General features: G+C 58.7%; 16 protein-coding genes. 10 read left to right on the top strand and 6 right to left on the bottom strand.

Annotation, left to right across the window (positions count from 1 at the left end):
* Positions 1-34: 34 nt before the first annotated feature.
* From GOX45_RS15255 to GOX45_RS15215, 9 genes are all read left to right on the top strand, one after another.
* Positions 35-1,090, top strand: a complete 1,056-nt coding sequence (locus GOX45_RS15255) for an ester cyclase (protein WP_217350476.1) — start codon at positions 35-37, stop codon at positions 1,088-1,090.
* Positions 1,090-1,854: an SDR family NAD(P)-dependent oxidoreductase gene (locus GOX45_RS15250; RefSeq protein WP_171102013.1), complete on the top strand. Its 765-nt coding sequence runs from the start codon at positions 1,090-1,092 to the stop codon at positions 1,852-1,854. Before GOX45_RS15255 ends, GOX45_RS15250 begins: the two co-directional genes overlap by 1 nt.
* The gene (locus tag GOX45_RS15245) at positions 1,854-2,897 is read left to right on the top strand and encodes a LacI family DNA-binding transcriptional regulator (protein WP_171102012.1); all 1,044 of its coding nucleotides are present in this window, start codon (positions 1,854-1,856) and stop codon (positions 2,895-2,897) included. Before GOX45_RS15250 ends, GOX45_RS15245 begins: the two co-directional genes overlap by 1 nt.
* Positions 2,894-3,883 carry a nuclear transport factor 2 family protein gene (locus GOX45_RS15240; RefSeq protein ID WP_171102011.1) on the top strand — a complete coding sequence of 330 codons (990 nt, stop codon included), beginning with the start codon at positions 2,894-2,896 and terminating at the stop codon, positions 3,881-3,883. Before GOX45_RS15245 ends, GOX45_RS15240 begins: the two co-directional genes overlap by 4 nt.
* A gap of 149 nt (positions 3,884-4,032) precedes the next feature.
* Positions 4,033-4,992, top strand: coding sequence for a cupin (locus tag GOX45_RS15235; RefSeq protein WP_171102010.1), 960 nt, complete (start codon positions 4,033-4,035; stop codon positions 4,990-4,992).
* The gene (locus GOX45_RS15230; protein WP_171102009.1) at positions 4,989-5,591 is read left to right on the top strand and encodes a trans-aconitate 2-methyltransferase; all 603 of its coding nucleotides are present in this window, start codon (positions 4,989-4,991) and stop codon (positions 5,589-5,591) included. The genes GOX45_RS15235 and GOX45_RS15230 overlap by 4 nt, the downstream gene beginning before the upstream one ends.
* Before the next feature lie 10 nt (positions 5,592-5,601).
* Positions 5,602-6,726, top strand: coding sequence for a cobalamin-independent methionine synthase II family protein (locus GOX45_RS15225; RefSeq protein ID WP_171102008.1), 1,125 nt, complete (start codon positions 5,602-5,604; stop codon positions 6,724-6,726).
* On the top strand, positions 6,723-7,418 hold the full coding sequence (locus tag GOX45_RS15220; protein WP_171102007.1) for an alpha/beta fold hydrolase: 696 nt from the start codon (positions 6,723-6,725) through the stop codon (positions 7,416-7,418). Before GOX45_RS15225 ends, GOX45_RS15220 begins: the two co-directional genes overlap by 4 nt.
* Positions 7,415-8,110, top strand: a complete 696-nt coding sequence (locus GOX45_RS15215) for an RraA family protein (RefSeq protein WP_171102006.1) — start codon at positions 7,415-7,417, stop codon at positions 8,108-8,110. The genes GOX45_RS15220 and GOX45_RS15215 overlap by 4 nt, the downstream gene beginning before the upstream one ends.
* On the opposite strand, the gene GOX45_RS15210 is transcribed toward GOX45_RS15215, so the two are convergent.
* Positions 8,111-8,242 (bottom strand): DUF2256 domain-containing protein, encoded by a 132-nt coding sequence (locus GOX45_RS15210; RefSeq protein ID WP_171102005.1) that lies wholly within the window; start codon positions 8,240-8,242, stop codon positions 8,111-8,113.
* Between the two features lie 9 nt (positions 8,243-8,251).
* A complete protein-coding gene (locus tag GOX45_RS15205) occupies positions 8,252-9,751 on the bottom strand; it encodes a deoxyribodipyrimidine photo-lyase (protein WP_171102004.1) in 1,500 nt (499 codons plus the stop codon).
* A 101-nt stretch (positions 9,752-9,852) separates the two neighbouring features.
* Between GOX45_RS15205 and GOX45_RS15200 the strand changes: the two genes are divergently transcribed.
* Positions 9,853-10,089 (top strand): hypothetical protein, encoded by a 237-nt coding sequence (locus tag GOX45_RS15200; protein ID WP_171102003.1) that lies wholly within the window; start codon positions 9,853-9,855, stop codon positions 10,087-10,089.
* 29 nt (positions 10,090-10,118) lie between these two features.
* On the opposite strand, the gene GOX45_RS15195 is transcribed toward GOX45_RS15200, so the two are convergent.
* From GOX45_RS15195 to GOX45_RS15180, 4 genes are all read right to left on the bottom strand, one after another.
* Positions 10,119-10,625: an AAA family ATPase gene (locus GOX45_RS15195; RefSeq protein ID WP_171102002.1), complete on the bottom strand. Its 507-nt coding sequence runs from the start codon at positions 10,623-10,625 to the stop codon at positions 10,119-10,121.
* Between the two features lie 142 nt (positions 10,626-10,767).
* Positions 10,768-12,111 (bottom strand): aldehyde dehydrogenase family protein, encoded by a 1,344-nt coding sequence (locus GOX45_RS15190; RefSeq protein WP_254446037.1) that lies wholly within the window; start codon positions 12,109-12,111, stop codon positions 10,768-10,770.
* Positions 12,108-13,778 (bottom strand): acetolactate synthase large subunit, encoded by a 1,671-nt coding sequence (locus GOX45_RS15185; RefSeq protein ID WP_171102001.1) that lies wholly within the window; start codon positions 13,776-13,778, stop codon positions 12,108-12,110. Before GOX45_RS15185 ends, GOX45_RS15190 begins: the two co-directional genes overlap by 4 nt.
* A gap of 51 nt (positions 13,779-13,829) precedes the next feature.
* Positions 13,830-15,338 (bottom strand): FMN-binding glutamate synthase family protein, encoded by a 1,509-nt coding sequence (locus tag GOX45_RS15180; RefSeq protein ID WP_171102000.1) that lies wholly within the window; start codon positions 15,336-15,338, stop codon positions 13,830-13,832.
* Between the last annotated feature and the right edge of the window lie 249 nt (positions 15,339-15,587).

Below are 15,587 nucleotides of genomic sequence, written 5' to 3'. Positions count from 1 at the left end.
GCCTTCGACTTCCCCCGGAGTATTTTTGGAAAAGATGAAGTTGGACAAGCATACCGAACACAAGGGTTTGATCGCGCCGCTCAGGGCCGCGATGTATGACTTTTCGGAACAGGGCGTGCGGCGGGCCTTGGCAGAACTGTGCACTCCGGACGCGCTGTTTCGCTTGTGCCATCCCATTGGCGACAGCGCGGGCATTGACGCTTTCTATAATCGGGCCTATGGCGATTTGCTGAAAGCCTGGCCCGATCTGGAACGCCGGGATTATATCGTGATGGCTGGTCCCGATGAATTTGGCGCCGATTGGGTTGGGTGCGGTGGCTATTATACCGGAACCTTCCTGGCCCCGTGGCTGGACATCCCGCCGACAGGTCATCAGGTGACGATGCGGTTTCACGAATTCTATCGCTTTGAAAATGGCAAGGTGGTCGAAATGCAGGCGCTTTGGGACATTCCCGAGGTGATGATGCAGGCGCGGGCCTGGCCCATGGCCCCCAGCCTTGGCCGCGAATGGCATATTCCAGGCCCGGCCACGCAGGACGGGTTGGTGCCTGGCCCCTATAATGCAGCCAAGGGCAAAGAGACCTGTCAGCACATCATCGACATGCTGGACTATCTCAAGAAACACCCCTCGGAAGGGGGGCCGGAAGTGATGGAGATGGAGCGGTTCTGGCATCCGCGTATGAACTGGTATGGCCCGTCAGGGATCGGCACGGGGCGGGGCTATGCAGGCTTTCGCAACTGGCATCAGATCCCATTTCTGAACGGAATGCCGGATCGCGGGCAATATGTGGATGACATCACCTATCACTTCTTTGGGGATGGCGAATACGCTGCTGTCACAGGCTGGCCCAACATGATCCAGACGGTGACTGATGATGGCTGGATGGGGATTGCGCCCTCGGGCAAGCGGATCACCATGCGCAGTTTGGATTTCTGGCGGCTTGAAAACGGGCGGATCCGCGAAAACTGGGTTCTGGTCGATCTGCTGGATGCTTATCGTCAGCTGGGCGTGGATGTCTTCACTCGTCTGCGAGAGTTCAACAAGGCGCGCAATATGGGTCGCATTGATTTGCCGGACGGGATGAGTTGATGACGGATCTGCCGCGTACCCCTTCGTTTGCGCTGACCGGCAAGACGGCTCTGGTGACCGGAGCCTCTTCGGGCATCGGGCAGGGATGTGCCGTGGCCTTGGCCGAGGCCGGTGCCCATGTGGTCTGCGCCGCGCGCGGGCTGGATCGGTTGCAGGAAACGGTGGCCGCGATACAGGCCCAAGGCTGGTCGGCTGAGGCTTTGGCTTTGGATCAAGCAAATCTGAAGGCGCTAGAAGCGATGTTTGAAGGCCGTGCGTTTGACATCGTGGTGAATTCTGCCGGGTTGGCGCGCCACAGCCCGGCGGTTGAGACCACGGCTGAAGATTTCGACGCAGTAACAAATGTGAACCTGCGCTCGGCTTATTTCCTGTCGGCCTATGCGGCCAAGGCATTGATGGCTGCAGGCAAGCGCGGGTCGATCATTCATATCTCAAGCCAGATGGGTCATGTGGGCGGCGTGGACCGGGCGCTTTATTGCGCCACCAAACATGGGCTTGAGGGGATGGTGAAGGCGATGGCCATCGAATGGGGCAAGCAGGGCATTCGGATCAACACGGTCTGCCCGACCTTCATCCGCACACCGCTGACGCAAGCCACCTTCGACAACCCCGAACGCGCGGCCTGGATCATGGAGAAGATCAAGCTGGATCGAGTGGGGGAAGTCGAAGATATCATGGGCGCGGTGCGCTATCTGGCCTCGGACGCGTCGGCGCTGGTGACCGGTACGTCGATGCTGATCGATGGGGGATGGACGGCGGACTGATGGCTGAGAAAGTGACATCCCTGCAGGTTGCGCAATTGGCGGGCGTCAGCCAATCCGCCGTCAGCCGTGTGTTTACGCCCGGTGCATCCGTCAGCAAAAAGACCGAAGAGAAAGTGCGCGAGGCGGCCCGTCAGCTGGGCTATCGCCCCAATGTTCTGGCCCGTGCCATGGTGTCCGGCAAAAGCCGGATCATCGGTCTGGTGGTCGGTTATCTGGACAATTACTTCTACCCAGAAGCGCTTGAGAAACTGTCCAACGGTTTGCAGGAACATGGCTATCACGTGTTGATCTTCATGGCATCGCGCTCGGCTGGGAATATCGACGATGTGATGGAAGAAATTCTGGATTATCAAGTGGATGGGGTCGTTTTGGCCTCGGTCCCCATGTCATCGGATATCGCCATGCGCTGTCAGCAGGCGGGCGTGCCGGTTGTGCTGTTCAACCGTAGCCAGGATATCGACGGTATCACCACTGTCACTTCGGATAACTATGCGGGGGGGCGCAAAGTGGCCGAGTTCCTGCTGGCGGGCGGGCATGAGCGGATCGGCTATATCTCGGGCTGGCAAGGCGCTTCGACCCAGCGCGACCGCGAGGCGGGGTTTCGCGCCGCTTTGGCCGAAGCCGGGCAGAGCGTGTTTGCGCAGCAAGACGGGATGTTTCACACCGAAAACGCCAAGGCGGCAGCGCGGGCGATGTTTGATCTCGATCCACAAGCTAGGCCGGACGCGGTGTTTGTCGCCAATGACCACATGGCGCTGGCGGTGATGGATGTGATCCGGTTCGAACTGGGCCTGCGGATACCCGAAGATGTCTCGGTCATCGGTTATGATGATGTTCCCCCGGCGGGCTGGCCGGCATATAACCTGACAACAATTCGCCAGCGGGCCAACTTGATGGTGTCCGAAACCGTCTCGGCCCTGCTGGACCACATTGAGAACCCGAAAGAAACCAAGCCGCGCAAAGTGGCGATTGACGGCCCGCTGGTCGTGCGTACCTCGGCACGGTTGCCAAAGGGCTGGGCCCCGCAAAGGACGGAAACATGAAAGGCTTTGATCCGAAGTTCCGGGATTTCCCGGATTACATCATCGGCATCACCAAAGAGATCTGGGAAGATCGTGGCATCGCAACGCTGCATGACTATTACGGCGCCGATATCGTCGTGCGGTCGCCCGGATCGGTTGTTTTGGGCAACCAGAACGTCATCGGCGCAACAATGGCGACGCTGGCCGAATTCCCGGATCGTCAACTGCTGGGCGAAGATGTGATCTGGTCAGGAACCCCGGAAGAGGGGATGCTGAGTTCGCACCGTATCCTGTCCACCGCGACCCATTTGGCCGAAGGCGTCTATGGCAAGCCAACCGGGACCAAGCTGCGCTATCGGATCCTGGCCGATTGCCATGCGATCGACAACAAGATCAACGATGAATGGCTGATCCGCGATCAGGGGGCCATTGTGCGTCAGATGGGGTGGGACCCAAAAGACTATGCCGCTGATCTGATTGCACGCGAAGGCGGGCCCGAGGCTTGTGTCAAACCTTTGACGCCTGCAAATGACGTCGATGGGCCCTATAAAGGGCGGGGCAATGACAATGAATGGGGCCAGCGCCATGCCGATCTGCTGACAAGCATGATGAATGCTGATCTTGGCGCGGTCGAGCGGCACTATGACCGTGCGGTGCAGACGGAATATCCGGGCGGTGTCACCGGCCATGGCTGGGACGCGGCAGACCGGTTCTGGATGTCGTTGCGTGCTGCAATGCCCAATGCCAAATTCACCATCGATCACCAAATCGGTCGCGATGATCCGAACATGCCGCCACGGTCCGCCCTGCGTTGGAGCCTTCACGGCACCCATGACGGCTGGGGTGCCTTTGGCGCGCCGACAGGGGCCGAGCTCTATGTTCTGGGCATCAGCCACGCCGAATGGGGCGAGCTGATCGGCGGCGATATCAAGCTGCGCCGGGAATGGACCCTGTTTGATGAAACTTCGGTCTGGAAACAGGTCCTGCTGGCCACCGGAAACCTCTGAGGCCAGGGATGCAAAGATTTCTCGACGCCAGTGAAGGAACCCGGCGGCTGCATGGCCACCGGGCGTCTTTGCGGGCAAAACGGCTGAACAATCGCCCTCCGGGTGCTGGGACTTGACCCCATGCACCACACCAATGAACGGAGAAAAAGATGAGCACTATTAAACAACGTATCGTCCGCTATGGCGAGCTGCGGCCCTGTAAAACAGCCTTTATCGATGCCCACACGCCCGGGTCGGATCAAAAGGAGAACTTTACCATTATCGGTGGCGGCGTGTCGGAAAGCCCCGATCAGCATGTCCACATCACCGATAAGGTGGGCTTTAATATCGGCGCAGCGGGCCAGCCGCCAAAATGCCGTAACTCCCTGCACAGCCACACCACGGCTGAGGTATTCTTTGTTGCCAAAGGCCGCTGGCGCTTTTTCTGGGGCCGCTATGGCACCGCTGGCGAGTTCATCGCCGAGGAAGGCGACATTTTCAACATTCCCACTGGTATTTTCCGAGGGTTCGAAAACGTCGGACAGGATTACGGGATGATCATGTCGATCCTGGGTGGTGATGACGCCGGGGGTGGGGTGACTTGGGCACCGCAGGTGATCGAGGATGCGCAGGCCCACGGTTTGATGCTGGGCGACAATGGTGTGCTCTATGACAACAAGAAAGGGCAGGAGCTGCCGCATAACGTGCGCCCGATGCCTGTCCTGACCGAAGAGCAGATGAAGGATTACCCCGAGGTTCCTGTTGAAGATGTGGTCGGCAAATATGTGGCCCGGTATTGGGACCTTATGGCGCTTTCGGCCAATAGACCCGCGCCGGTGATCGGTGAGAACGCGCTGATCAAGGACAAACCCGGGTTCGAGGTCGATTTTCTGGGCCGCGGCTCCAGCGTGACCGAACCTGTAAACACGGATAAACCGGTCGTCCTGATGCCTGCCAGCGGCCATTGGCGCCTCTCGGTTGATGGGTTTGAGACAACCGTATCTACCGGCGACACCGTTTTGGTGCTGCCGGGCGAGGCTTATTCCGTGCAACCCTCGATGACCGGGCAGGCGGGGCTTTACCGCATCACCGCAACAGACGACCCGGCAGGAGCAACCTGGACAGGATGAGCGCAGACCCAAAAGACACCCATGCGATCTATGAGCGGCAAGCTGTCGAATATGTCAAAGGCCGCTCAAAAGCTTTGTTCGAGGCGCGCTGGCTGGCGCGCTTTACCGCCAGCCTGAAACCGGGCGATCATGTCCTGGATCTGGGCTGCGGCGCGGGCGATCCCATCGCGCGCTGGTTCATGGCGGAAGGTTTCACTGTCACCGGGGTCGATTTCTCTGCGGCGATGCTGTCCATCGCACGTGATCGCTGGCCCGATGGCGATTGGCGGCAGGCTGATATGCGAAGCCTTGATCTGGACCAACAGTTTGACGGCATCATCGGGTGGAACAGCTTTTTCCACCTGACCGCAGATGAGCAAACCGACTGTATTGCCCGGATGGCACGTCATCTGAAACCGGGTGGTGCTCTGATGCTGACAGTTGGGCATGGGGCCGGTGAGGTCACTGGAACAGTGGGTGGAGAGTTGGTCTATCACGCGTCGCTTTCGCCTGCCGGATACGCGAAATGTTTGGAAGAAAATGGGCTGCGGTTGACCGGGTTTATGGCGCAAGACCCTGAAACACAAAGCCATACCGTGCTGATGGCACGTAAAGATTAGGGAGGACCAAATGGGGGTCACAACAACGCATGTCGGCTCTTTGCCGCGCACGCAAGAGGTGGTGGATTTCATCTTCGCCCGCGAGAACGAAAAACCCTATGACATGGATGCGTTTGACGCCTGCATGACAAGCGCGGTGTCTGAAACCGTGCGCAAACAGGTCGAGGCCGGGGTTGATATCGTCAGCGATGGCGAGACCTCCAAGATCTCATATGCCACCTATGTCAAAGATCGCTACACCGGGTTTTCCGGCGACAGCCCGCGCAATGCGCCTGCTGATCTGAAGATGTTTCCAGGCTTTCTGGAACGGCTGGCCAAGGATGGGGGAACGCCGCAATATGCCCGACCGATGTGCACCGGCGAAGTGCGGTCAAAAGGACAAGGCGAGTTAGAGAAAGATATCGCCAATCTCAAGGCGGCGATGGCGGAGCATGGCGCCGAAAAAGGGTTCATGAACGCGGCCTCTCCGGGTGTTATATCGCTGTTTTTGCAAAACGATTTCTATCCAACGCGTGAGGCCTATTTGGGTGCTTTGGCCGATGCGATGAAAGAGGAATACGAAACCATAGTGGCGGCCGGACTGGATCTGCAACTGGACTGCCCCGATTTGGCCCTGTCGCGGCACATGCTGTTTACCGATCTCAGCGATGCCGAATTCATCAAGATCGCCGATATGCATGTTGAGGCGCTGAACCACGCGCTGCAAAACGTGCCGCAAGACAAGGTGCGGGTTCACATCTGTTGGGGCAACTATGAAGGGCCGCATTGTTGCGATATCGGCATGGACAAGGTGTTCACGACGTTGATGAACACCAAATCCCGCTATGTGCTCTTCGAAACTTCAAACCCGCGTCACGCCCATGAATGGACAGTCTTCCGTGACCGCAAGGGCGAGATCCCCGACGACAAGGTTCTGGTGCCCGGAGTGGTTGATACGACCACGAATTTCGTTGAGCACCCCGAACTCGTCGCTCAGCGGATTGAGCGGTTTGTGGATATTGTTGGCTCGGACCGGGTTGTTGCAGGCAGCGATTGCGGTTTTGGCACTTTCGCCGGGTTTGGCGCGGTGGATCCCCAGATCGCATATGCCAAGCTGGGCGCACTGGCCGAAGGGGCAAAACTGGCCGCCGCATGACCCCCTTGATCCTGTTGCCGGGCATGATGTGCGATGCCCGGCTGTTTACGCCTCAGATCAACGCTTTGTCAGGCCAGATGCCGGTTATGAGCTTTCCGCTTTGCGATCATGACAATGTTGCGGATATGGCGACGGATATTCTGGCCAATGCGCCGCCCCAATTTGCGCTGGCGGGGCTGTCCATGGGCGGTATCGCCGGGATGGAGATCGTGCGCCAGGCACCCGAGCGGGTCGAACGGCTGGCCCTTCTGGACACCAATCCGCTGGCCGAAATGCCCGATGTCAAAGCCCGGCGCATCCCGCAAATCACGGCCGTAAAGGGCGGTAAACTGCGGCAGGTGATGCGTGATGAGATGAAGCCGAACTATCTGGCTGACGGTCCCAATCAGGGCGCCATACTGGATCTGTGCATGGCCATGGCCACGGATCTGGGGCCCGAGGTCTTTCTGCGCCAGTCGCAGGCTCTGATGGATCGCCCGGACCAGAGGGAAACACTACGCGCCTATACCGGCAAGGCTTTGGTGCTGTGCGGGCGCGAAGATGGGCTTTGCCCGATTGAACGTCACCAATTGATGCATGATCTGCTGCCGCAGAGCCGGTTTGAGATCATCGAAGGTGCTGGGCACCTGCCCACTTTGGAACAACCCCAAGATACAACAGCGGCCCTGATCCGCTGGCTGGAGGATCAATGACACCGTCCCTTTTGACCCTGCTACGCAAGGTAGATACGCCCACCGTTTGCAACGCCATCGAAGTGGCGCAGGGCAAGCGCGGGTTCAGCAATTTTACCCGTGGCACAATGCTGTGCTCTGCCCCTGATGAGCCCGCGATTGTGGGCTATGCCCGCACCGCCAAGATTGCGGCGCTTCAACCGCCCAGCGAAGCGCCGGATGTCATCAAGGCGCGGCGCATGGCCTATTACAAATACATGGCCGAAGCGCCCGGGCCTTCGGTGGCTGTGATCGAAGATGTGGATTATCCCGATTGCATCGGCGCCTATTGGGGCGAGATCAACACAACGATCCACAAGGGTTTTGGTATGGCGGGGGCTTTGACCAATGGCGTGATGCGCGATTTGGGCGATATGCCCGAAGGATTTCCCGTTGTGGCGGGCTCCATCGGTCCCAGCCATGGCTTTGTGCATGTGCGCGAGGTCGATACGCCCGTAGAGGTCTTTGGCATGGCAGTACATCCCGGTGATCTGATCCACGCCGACCGCCACGGCGCCGTGGTCGTTCCTGCCGAGGTGATCGATCAGTTGCAGGCTGCAATCGAAAAACTGCTGCAAACTGAACGTCTGGTTCTGGACCCGGCCAGCCAGCCGGGCTTTGACTTTGCCGCGTTCGAGGCCGCCTGGGCCGCATTTGAAAAGGCGCGCACCTGATCACCGCGCCCTTCGGCACCGGTCCGAGCAATATAGCACCTGATCCCAGACCCGGGCCCATTTCTTGCGCCAGTTGAACGGGCGACCGCAGCGCGCGCAGGTCTTTACCGGCAGATCGGATTTCTTGCGCATCCGCACGGCTCAATCCCCCAATGGCAGGCTAAGCTGGGCAGGATGATCTGGCGCCGTCCGCTTGCGGCGCCTCTTCTTACGACTGCCATGTTTGGCCAGAATCCGCGCCGCGCCGGATCGGAAATCGGGATCTCGCCGAATGGCCCAGATCCGGTCGCGCGCCTGTTTTGCAGCCGATACGTGATCAAAGATGCGTTCGGGATAGGTCTTGCCAAGCACAGCGTCCCCGTTGGGGGCCAGCCACGGTTCTTGCAGGTATGGATCGGCGATGTCTTTCAGTTCCGGCAGCCAGTGACGCGTGAACGCACCGGTGGGGTCTTGGTCTTTGCCCTGTTTGACCGGGTTATAGATCCGCACCGCGTTGATCCCGGTTGTACCCGATTGCATCTGAACCTGGTTCCAATGGATGCCCGGTTCGTAATCGGTAAAGAGCCGTGCCAGTTCCAACCCCGGCGCGCGCCAGTGAAGCCAGAGGTGATAGCTGGCCGTCGCCATGACCATCGCGCGCATTCTGAAATTCAGCCATCCCGTGGCCCGCAGTGATCGCATACAGGCATCAAGGAACGGATAGCCCGTCTGCCCGTAGGCCCAAGCGTGCAACCGGTCAGAGTGCGGCTCGATCGGGCGCAGACCGTCATAGGCCGGGTGCAGGTTTTCAAATTCTATGCGCGGGTCGTCTTCGAGCTTTTGGATGAAATGGCAATGCCAGTGCAGACGCCCCGAGAAGGACCGCAGCGATTTACGCCAAGCTGTTTCACCCGGCAGCAAGCCGCGCCGCCGGTGGTCGGTGGCCTGCGACACCTCGCGCATCGATAACGCGCCCCAGGCCAGATAGGGCGACAGGCGCGAACAGGCCTGCGCACCGTCCAGCGGAGACGACATGGCGCGCTGATACGTCTTGCCGCGCTGCTCAAGGAACGATTGCAAAAGCGCAAGCCCTGCGCGTCGCCCGCCCGGTTGCCGTTCAGGGCACGGGTCGGGGCCAAGCCCCAGATCACCCGGGGTGGGTATCCGATCAAGACCCAAATCAAGCGCAGATAACGAAGGGGCCAAGGCCTGCGGCTGCGCCATGAACCCGTCCCAACGGGTGGCCCAACCCTCCCGCTTTGCCAGGCGTCGGATCACCCCATGGTTTTGCAACTCATGCCAGGGCACACCATTCGCGCGGCACCAGTCCAACACGGCCCTGTCGCGCTGAAATGTCCAGTCATTGCCGGTTTCTTCATGGAACCAAAGGGCTGAGAGCTTCTTTGCCTCGTACAACTCGGCCAAGACCTGCACCACGTCGCCAAATCGAATGATCAAGGGCTGCCCAAGGCGACCCAGATCCGCTCGCAACTCTGCCAATGTCTCGGCGATGAACGCCCAATGCCGAGCTGACATATCCGGTTGCTGCCACAGCGCGGGCTCGACCACGTAAAGCGGCAGAACCGGCCCTTGACGCGTGGCTTGCGTCAATGCCGCATTGTCCTGAACACGTAAATCCCGTTTGAACCAGACCACTTGCATGCGCCGAATGTCGCCCTGTGTTGCGTCTGCTTGATCTAGCCCTGTGCCCGCGCGCGGCCAGCGCTATCTGTAAGGCCAGAGACAAGGAAAAGGGCGGGCCCATGCTTGAGGACAAGCGCAAAGATCTGGTGTCAGAACGCCAGAAACAACTGTTGGACCGGATGGTGGTCGAGCTGAGCCGCAGCCATGGGGATCTCTATTATCACTCCACCAGCCAGATCGCGTTACTGTTGGAGCAGCATATTCAGGCCGGGACGGGCCTGTTGGCGGCCGAAAAAGACTTGCTGAAGGATTTAAGCCGCCGGGATATCGAGATTATGCTGAGCCTGACCAACTAAGCTGGCTGACAGGGTGGTACGGAGCCGCGTCATCGGAATTCATCCAGAAACTCTGCAATTTCTGATGTGCTTGAAAGCTTTACCTTTCTCTTTGTTGAGGGAGCGTGTTCGAACAGGTTCAGGATGTTTTGCCGCGCCCTTTTTCGGGTTCGCCATATAAAGCGATAGAATTCTGGGTCGAATTGTTCAGGGCAGTTTTCGGGCAGGTCTATTCGGCTGCGCCCGTAATCCTTTGCCGATCGTTTGAATACGCGCCAGGTCCGCACCAGCAGCGGAAAATCCAGCCAGATCAAAGTGTCACATCGCTCCAACCGCTGAGGCCATGTGGTCGAATGCCCGCCTTCGAATATCCATTCCTCGCGCGCGTGGACTTCGTTGCAAAGCCTGGTCTTTTCGTCCCTGACCCGCTCAACCCAGCCCGGTTTCCAATGGATCAGGTCAATATGGACAACGGGCAATCCGGTTCGTTCCCCAAGGGCGCGCGCAAGCGTTGACTTACCAGCGCCCGGTTGTCCAACGATCATGACGCGTTTCATTTCCCCTCGCCAATGCACGAGCTTCTACTGTCTGAAAAGAGTTTGCATAGTGGAATGGCCCGACTGCGGACAGTCAGGCTGTTTGAAATCTAGCACATGTGTTTTGGCAGTTACAGCTTGATGACGGCCATCTTGTCCTGGGTCATGTCATGCATCGTATAGCCGATCCCACCGGTGTTATAGCCCGATTGCCGGCGTCCGGCGAAGGGCATCCAGTCGACGCGAAAGGCGGGACCATAACCGCTGTGGCGTCCAGCCGCTGAACCGCCTGCATTGCGGTGTCGAGCGATTTGGTGAACACCGCAGCCTGAAAGGCGACCGGCAGGCTGTTGGCGGCGGCAATGGCTTGATCCATGCTGTCGCAGCTGTAGACACAGATCACAGGGCCAAAGACCTCCATCTGTGAAACTCGGGTATCAGCAGGCGGATCCAGCAGAACGGTTGGCGCATAGGTGGTTTTGCCCAGCCGTTTGCCACCGGTTATCAGCCTGGCACCGCCATCCAGCGCCTCTTGCACCCAATCCTCGACGCGGTCGACCTCGGCCGGTCGGATCAGTGGGCCACAATCTGTGTTGGGGTTGGTAGCGTCCCCGACGGTCAGGCCCTCAGCCGCCGCGGCCAGCTTTTGGGCAATCACTTCGGCTTGCCCTGCCTGCGCAAAGACCCGCTGGACCGAGACACAGACCTGGCCCGAATGGTAAAACCCACCTTTCGAAAGCGCCGGGATCATCGCGTCGATATCGGCATCTTCGGCCACAATCACCGGTGCGGCACCGCCGTGTTCCAAAGCGCAGCGCGTGCCTGGGGCCAATTTTGATCGCAACATCCAGCCCACCCGCGCAGAGCCGATGAATGAGAAAAACCCAACCCGCGCATCGGTGATCATCTTTTCCGCGGTTTCATTGTCGCACACCACAGCGCGGCACCAATCCGTTGGCAGCCCGGCCTCGTGCAACATGGCCACGAATTCCAGACACGACAGTGGCGTGTCCATGGCGGGTTTCACGACCACTGGACAGCCGGTTGCCACGGCGGGTGCCACCTGATGCACGATCAGGTTCAACGGGTGGTTGAACGCGCTGGCCGCCACCACGACACCAATGGGTTCGCGCTGGGTAAAGGCGATGCGTCCGGCCCCGGCCTCGGTCAGATCCATGGGGATCTCTTTGCCCGACATCTGGCCGATCTCATGCACGCACAGTTCGACCCCATCGATGGCCCTTGCAACCTCGACCCGGGCATCGACCAGGGGCTTGCCGCCCTCGCTGGCGATCAGATGGGCCAGCTTGTCAAACCGGGCCTCCATCAAGCGCGCGGTATTTCGCAGGATGGCAATGCGCTGATGGGCAGGCAGCCATTCTTCGCGATTGCGAAACAGCGCGTGGGCCGTACCCAGCATCTGATCGATCTGAGGCCTCGTACTTGTCTCAACCGTTCCAATCGGGTCCAGGCTGTAAGGGTTTACGACGTCGATGGTCTGGCTCATATCAGGCAGGCCTTTGCCGCAAGCTCTTCGATCAGAACACGTTGGTTTTCGCTGTAATCCACCGGCACGTCGATCAGATGCACACCGCCCGCGTTGAACGCGGCCTCGAATGTGGGCACAAGATCTTCGGTTCTGGTGACGCGGTGGCCCGTGGCACCATAGCTGTTGGCGTATTGGACAAAATCGGGGTTGTTGAACTCTAGCCCCCAATCATCAAAGCCTGCATGCGACTGCTTCCAGCGGATCATCCCGTAAGAGCTGTCATTCAGCACGGTAACCACAAGGTTCAGACCCAGCCGCACAGCTGTCTCAATCTCTTGGCTGTTCATCATGAAGCCACCATCTCCGCAGATGGCCATGACCCGGCGCTTGGGATGCAGCTTCGCCGCCATCATGGCAGAGGGCAGGCCCGCCCCCATCGTGGCCAATGCGTTGTCCAGCAACACGGTGTTGGGCTGATAGGCTTTGTAGTTCCTTGCGTACCAGATCTTGTAGATGCCGTTGTCCAACGCGATGATATCGCAATCGTCCATGACCTTGCGTGTATCGGCCACCAGCCGTTGCGGGATGATCGGAAAGCGTGGGTCGTCAGAACCTTCGGACGTGTGCTTTTCTGTCTCTTGCTTGATGCGTTCAAAATAGTCGCGGTCAAATTCGACCTTGCCGCCAATGATCGTATTCAGCCGCGTGATCGATTTCGCCAGATCGCCGACGACCTCAAGCTGCGGGAAATAGACCTGATCGACCTGCGCTGCCTTATAGTTCACATGGATCACCTTCTGGCGGCCGTCTTCTTCCATGAAAAAGGGTGGTTTTTCCACCACGTCATGGCCGACATTGATGATCAGATCCGCCCGGTCGATGGCGCAATGCAGATAGTCGCCATCCGACAGCGCCGCCGTCCCCAGAAACAGGTCCGAGCGTTCGTCGATGACCCCTTTGCCCATCTGGGTGTTAAAGAACGGGATCTGCGTGGCATCGGCAAAGTCGCTGAGCGCCGAGCGCGCGTCTTTGCGATTGGCACCGGCCCCCAGCAGCAGCAGGGGCATCTTTGCCGCGCGGATCATCTCGGCGGCTTGGTTCAACACCTCATCCGAGGCCACCGCATAATGACGGGGGTGCGGTTGCAGAACGGTTGCGTCGGTTTCTTCGGCTGCGATGTCTTCGGGCAGTTCCAGCAGAACCGCACCGGGGCGTTCCTCTTCGGCAATGCGGAAGGCTTCGCGGATCAGCGACGGGATCGTGTTGCCATGCACGATCTGTTTGGACATTTTGCAGATCGGATCAAACAGGCCAACCACGTCTACGATCTGAAACTGGCCCTGTTTGGATTTCTTGATGGGTTTTTGCCCGGTGATCATGATCAGAGGCATACCGCCCAGATGCGCATAGGCCGCTGGAGTGGCGAAATTGGTGGCGCCCGGGCCAAGCGTCGCCATGCATACGCCCGCCTTGCCAGTCAAACGCCCATAGGTGGCGGCCATAAAGGCCGCGCCTTGTTCATGCCGGGTCAGTACCAGTTCAATCGAAGACGTCCGCAAAGATTCCAGCACGTCCAGGTTTTCTTCACCCGGAACGGCAAAGATATATTCCACACCTTCTGCTTCAAGCGCGGCAACCAAAAGGTCCGACGCTTTTGTGGGGGTCAAAGTCTGCGTGTCAGCCATTTGGGCCTCCGGTTTCTCGAGGTTTGATCGTGGGGATAGTTCTGACGTGGTTCACTCAGCGGCGTGCATGATCTCGGGCTCTGGATAAAGTTCGTCCATCGACACGGAACGCCCGTTATCCAGCACGATGCGCGCGTGATAGCGTTTCAATTGTCTTGGTTCCGAAACTCCGCAGCTATGGGCGATGATACCGACCTCTTTCTTCATGTTGTTGGCATAAGAGGCAACACGCTCGGATTTGCTGGTGGGATCGAGACCGAATTGCAGTTTGGGATCATGAGTGGTGATGCCAGTGGGACAAGTGTTTTTGTTGCATTGAAGGGCTTGAATGCAGCCAAGTGCAAACATGAACCCCCGGGCCGAGTTCACGAAATCTGCACCGGCACAAAAGGCCCAGGCCACCTCGGAGGGGTTGATCATCTTGCCGCTGGCACAAACCTTAATGCGGTCGCGCAAACCGTGCTTTTTCAAAACATCCACCACCAGGGGCAGGCTTTCCCGCAGCGGCATCCCCATGTTGTCAATCAAGCTCATCGGGGCAGCACCCGTACCGCCATCCGCGCTGTCTATGGTGACAAAATCCGGTGCGCTTTCAGGGCCTCGGGCCAGAATTTCAGCGCAGAGTGTATCAAAGAACCCATATGCGCCGATCACCGCCTTGAAGCCCACCGGCTTGCCCGTCACGTCGCGCACATAGGCAATCATGTCGAGCAGATCGCTGACGCTGTCAATTTCGGGGTGCCGGTTCGGGCTGATCGCGTCTTCACCCGCTTTCAAACCGCGGATTTCGGCGATTTCCTCGGTGACCTTCGCCCCGGGCAGAATGCCGCCCTTGCCGGGCTTGGCCCCCTGGCTCAGCTTGATCTCGAACATCTTGACCGCGTCATGGGCCGCAACAACCCGCAGGCGGTCCTCGTCAAACCCGCCTTCGGGTTTGCGCACACCGAATTTGCCGGTTCCGATCTGGAACACGATGTCGGCGCCGCTTTCCAGATGATAAGGTGACAGCCCGCCTTCGCCGGTGTTGATCCAGATGCCTGCCTTTTTGGCCCCTTCCGACAAAGCGCGCACAGCCGGTACCGAGATTGCCCCAAAGCTCATTCCGGAAATATTGAAGATGGAATCCGTGGTATAAGGCTGCCGGGCATAGGGACCAACGGTCACCATGGATGGCGGTTGTGCATCCTGTTCCAGCGTTGGAAAAGGGCAGTTCACGAAATAGACAGTGCCGGTCGGTCTCAGATCACGGGTCGAGCCAAAGGCGACGGTCGAATCCACGTTCTTGGCAGCCCGATAGACCCATGACCGTTCGGCCCGGTTGAACGGCATCTCTTCGCGGTCTTGTGCAAAGAAATACTGTCGAAAGAACTCTCCCATATGTTCAAAGAAGTACCGAAACCGCGCCACAACAGGATAGTTCCGCCGCAAGGTGCTTTCGGTTTGGGTCTTGTCGCGGAAATACGTGACCACAATCCACAAAAAGGCGATCCCGACCGCAAAGATGAAAGTGTAGCTCAGAACTTGCAACAATGTGAGAACGAAATCGGATACCTGAGACATGAGAATTGTGCTCCTATAAGCGGCACGACCGCGACCAGTGGTCTCTAGTTATTCGCATCACCGAAGTCCTGCCAGACTTGCGCAACTCTTATCACAGACTTGTTTCTGGTTCGGGATCGTTTCGTGAGAAAGAGCCCCGAAACAGGTACATTCCGCAGAAAATGTTTCAGAAACGCACGGTTATCCACCCAAGCGTTTTGCGGGCGATAGCGCTCGAGCTTGTCGGGCCCGAAAGCCCGTTACACACAC

This window comes from Ruegeria sp. HKCCD7255, assembly GCF_013031565.1.
Taxonomy (GTDB): Bacteria; Pseudomonadota; Alphaproteobacteria; order Rhodobacterales; family Rhodobacteraceae; genus Ruegeria.
The sequence above is the reverse complement of the archived record's forward strand: the minus strand, read 5'-3'. Positions and strand labels throughout refer to the sequence as shown.

Coding starts and splice junctions, on each gene's coding strand:
- GOX45_RS15255 (WP_217350476.1), top strand. CDS start 35: ATGAAGTTGGACAAGCATACCGAACACAAGGGTTTGATCGCGCCGCTC.
- GOX45_RS15250 (WP_171102013.1), top strand. CDS start 1,090: ATGACGGATCTGCCGCGTACCCCTTCGTTTGCGCTGACCGGCAAGACG.
- GOX45_RS15245 (WP_171102012.1), top strand. CDS start 1,854: ATGGCTGAGAAAGTGACATCCCTGCAGGTTGCGCAATTGGCGGGCGTC.
- GOX45_RS15240 (WP_171102011.1), top strand. CDS start 2,894: ATGAAAGGCTTTGATCCGAAGTTCCGGGATTTCCCGGATTACATCATC.
- GOX45_RS15235 (WP_171102010.1), top strand. CDS start 4,033: ATGAGCACTATTAAACAACGTATCGTCCGCTATGGCGAGCTGCGGCCC.
- GOX45_RS15230 (WP_171102009.1), top strand. CDS start 4,989: ATGAGCGCAGACCCAAAAGACACCCATGCGATCTATGAGCGGCAAGCT.
- GOX45_RS15225 (WP_171102008.1), top strand. CDS start 5,602: ATGGGGGTCACAACAACGCATGTCGGCTCTTTGCCGCGCACGCAAGAG.
- GOX45_RS15220 (WP_171102007.1), top strand. CDS start 6,723: ATGACCCCCTTGATCCTGTTGCCGGGCATGATGTGCGATGCCCGGCTG.
- GOX45_RS15215 (WP_171102006.1), top strand. CDS start 7,415: ATGACACCGTCCCTTTTGACCCTGCTACGCAAGGTAGATACGCCCACC.
- GOX45_RS15210 (WP_171102005.1), bottom strand. CDS start 8,242: ATGCGCAAGAAATCCGATCTGCCGGTAAAGACCTGCGCGCGCTGCGGT.
- GOX45_RS15205 (WP_171102004.1), bottom strand. CDS start 9,751: ATGCAAGTGGTCTGGTTCAAACGGGATTTACGTGTTCAGGACAATGCG.
- GOX45_RS15200 (WP_171102003.1), top strand. CDS start 9,853: ATGCTTGAGGACAAGCGCAAAGATCTGGTGTCAGAACGCCAGAAACAA.
- GOX45_RS15195 (WP_171102002.1), bottom strand. CDS start 10,625: ATGAAACGCGTCATGATCGTTGGACAACCGGGCGCTGGTAAGTCAACG.
- GOX45_RS15190 (WP_254446037.1), bottom strand. CDS start 12,111: ATGAGCCAGACCATCGACGTCGTAAACCCTTACAGCCTGGACCCGATT.
- GOX45_RS15185 (WP_171102001.1), bottom strand. CDS start 13,778: ATGGCTGACACGCAGACTTTGACCCCCACAAAAGCGTCGGACCTTTTG.
- GOX45_RS15180 (WP_171102000.1), bottom strand. CDS start 15,338: ATGTCTCAGGTATCCGATTTCGTTCTCACATTGTTGCAAGTTCTGAGC.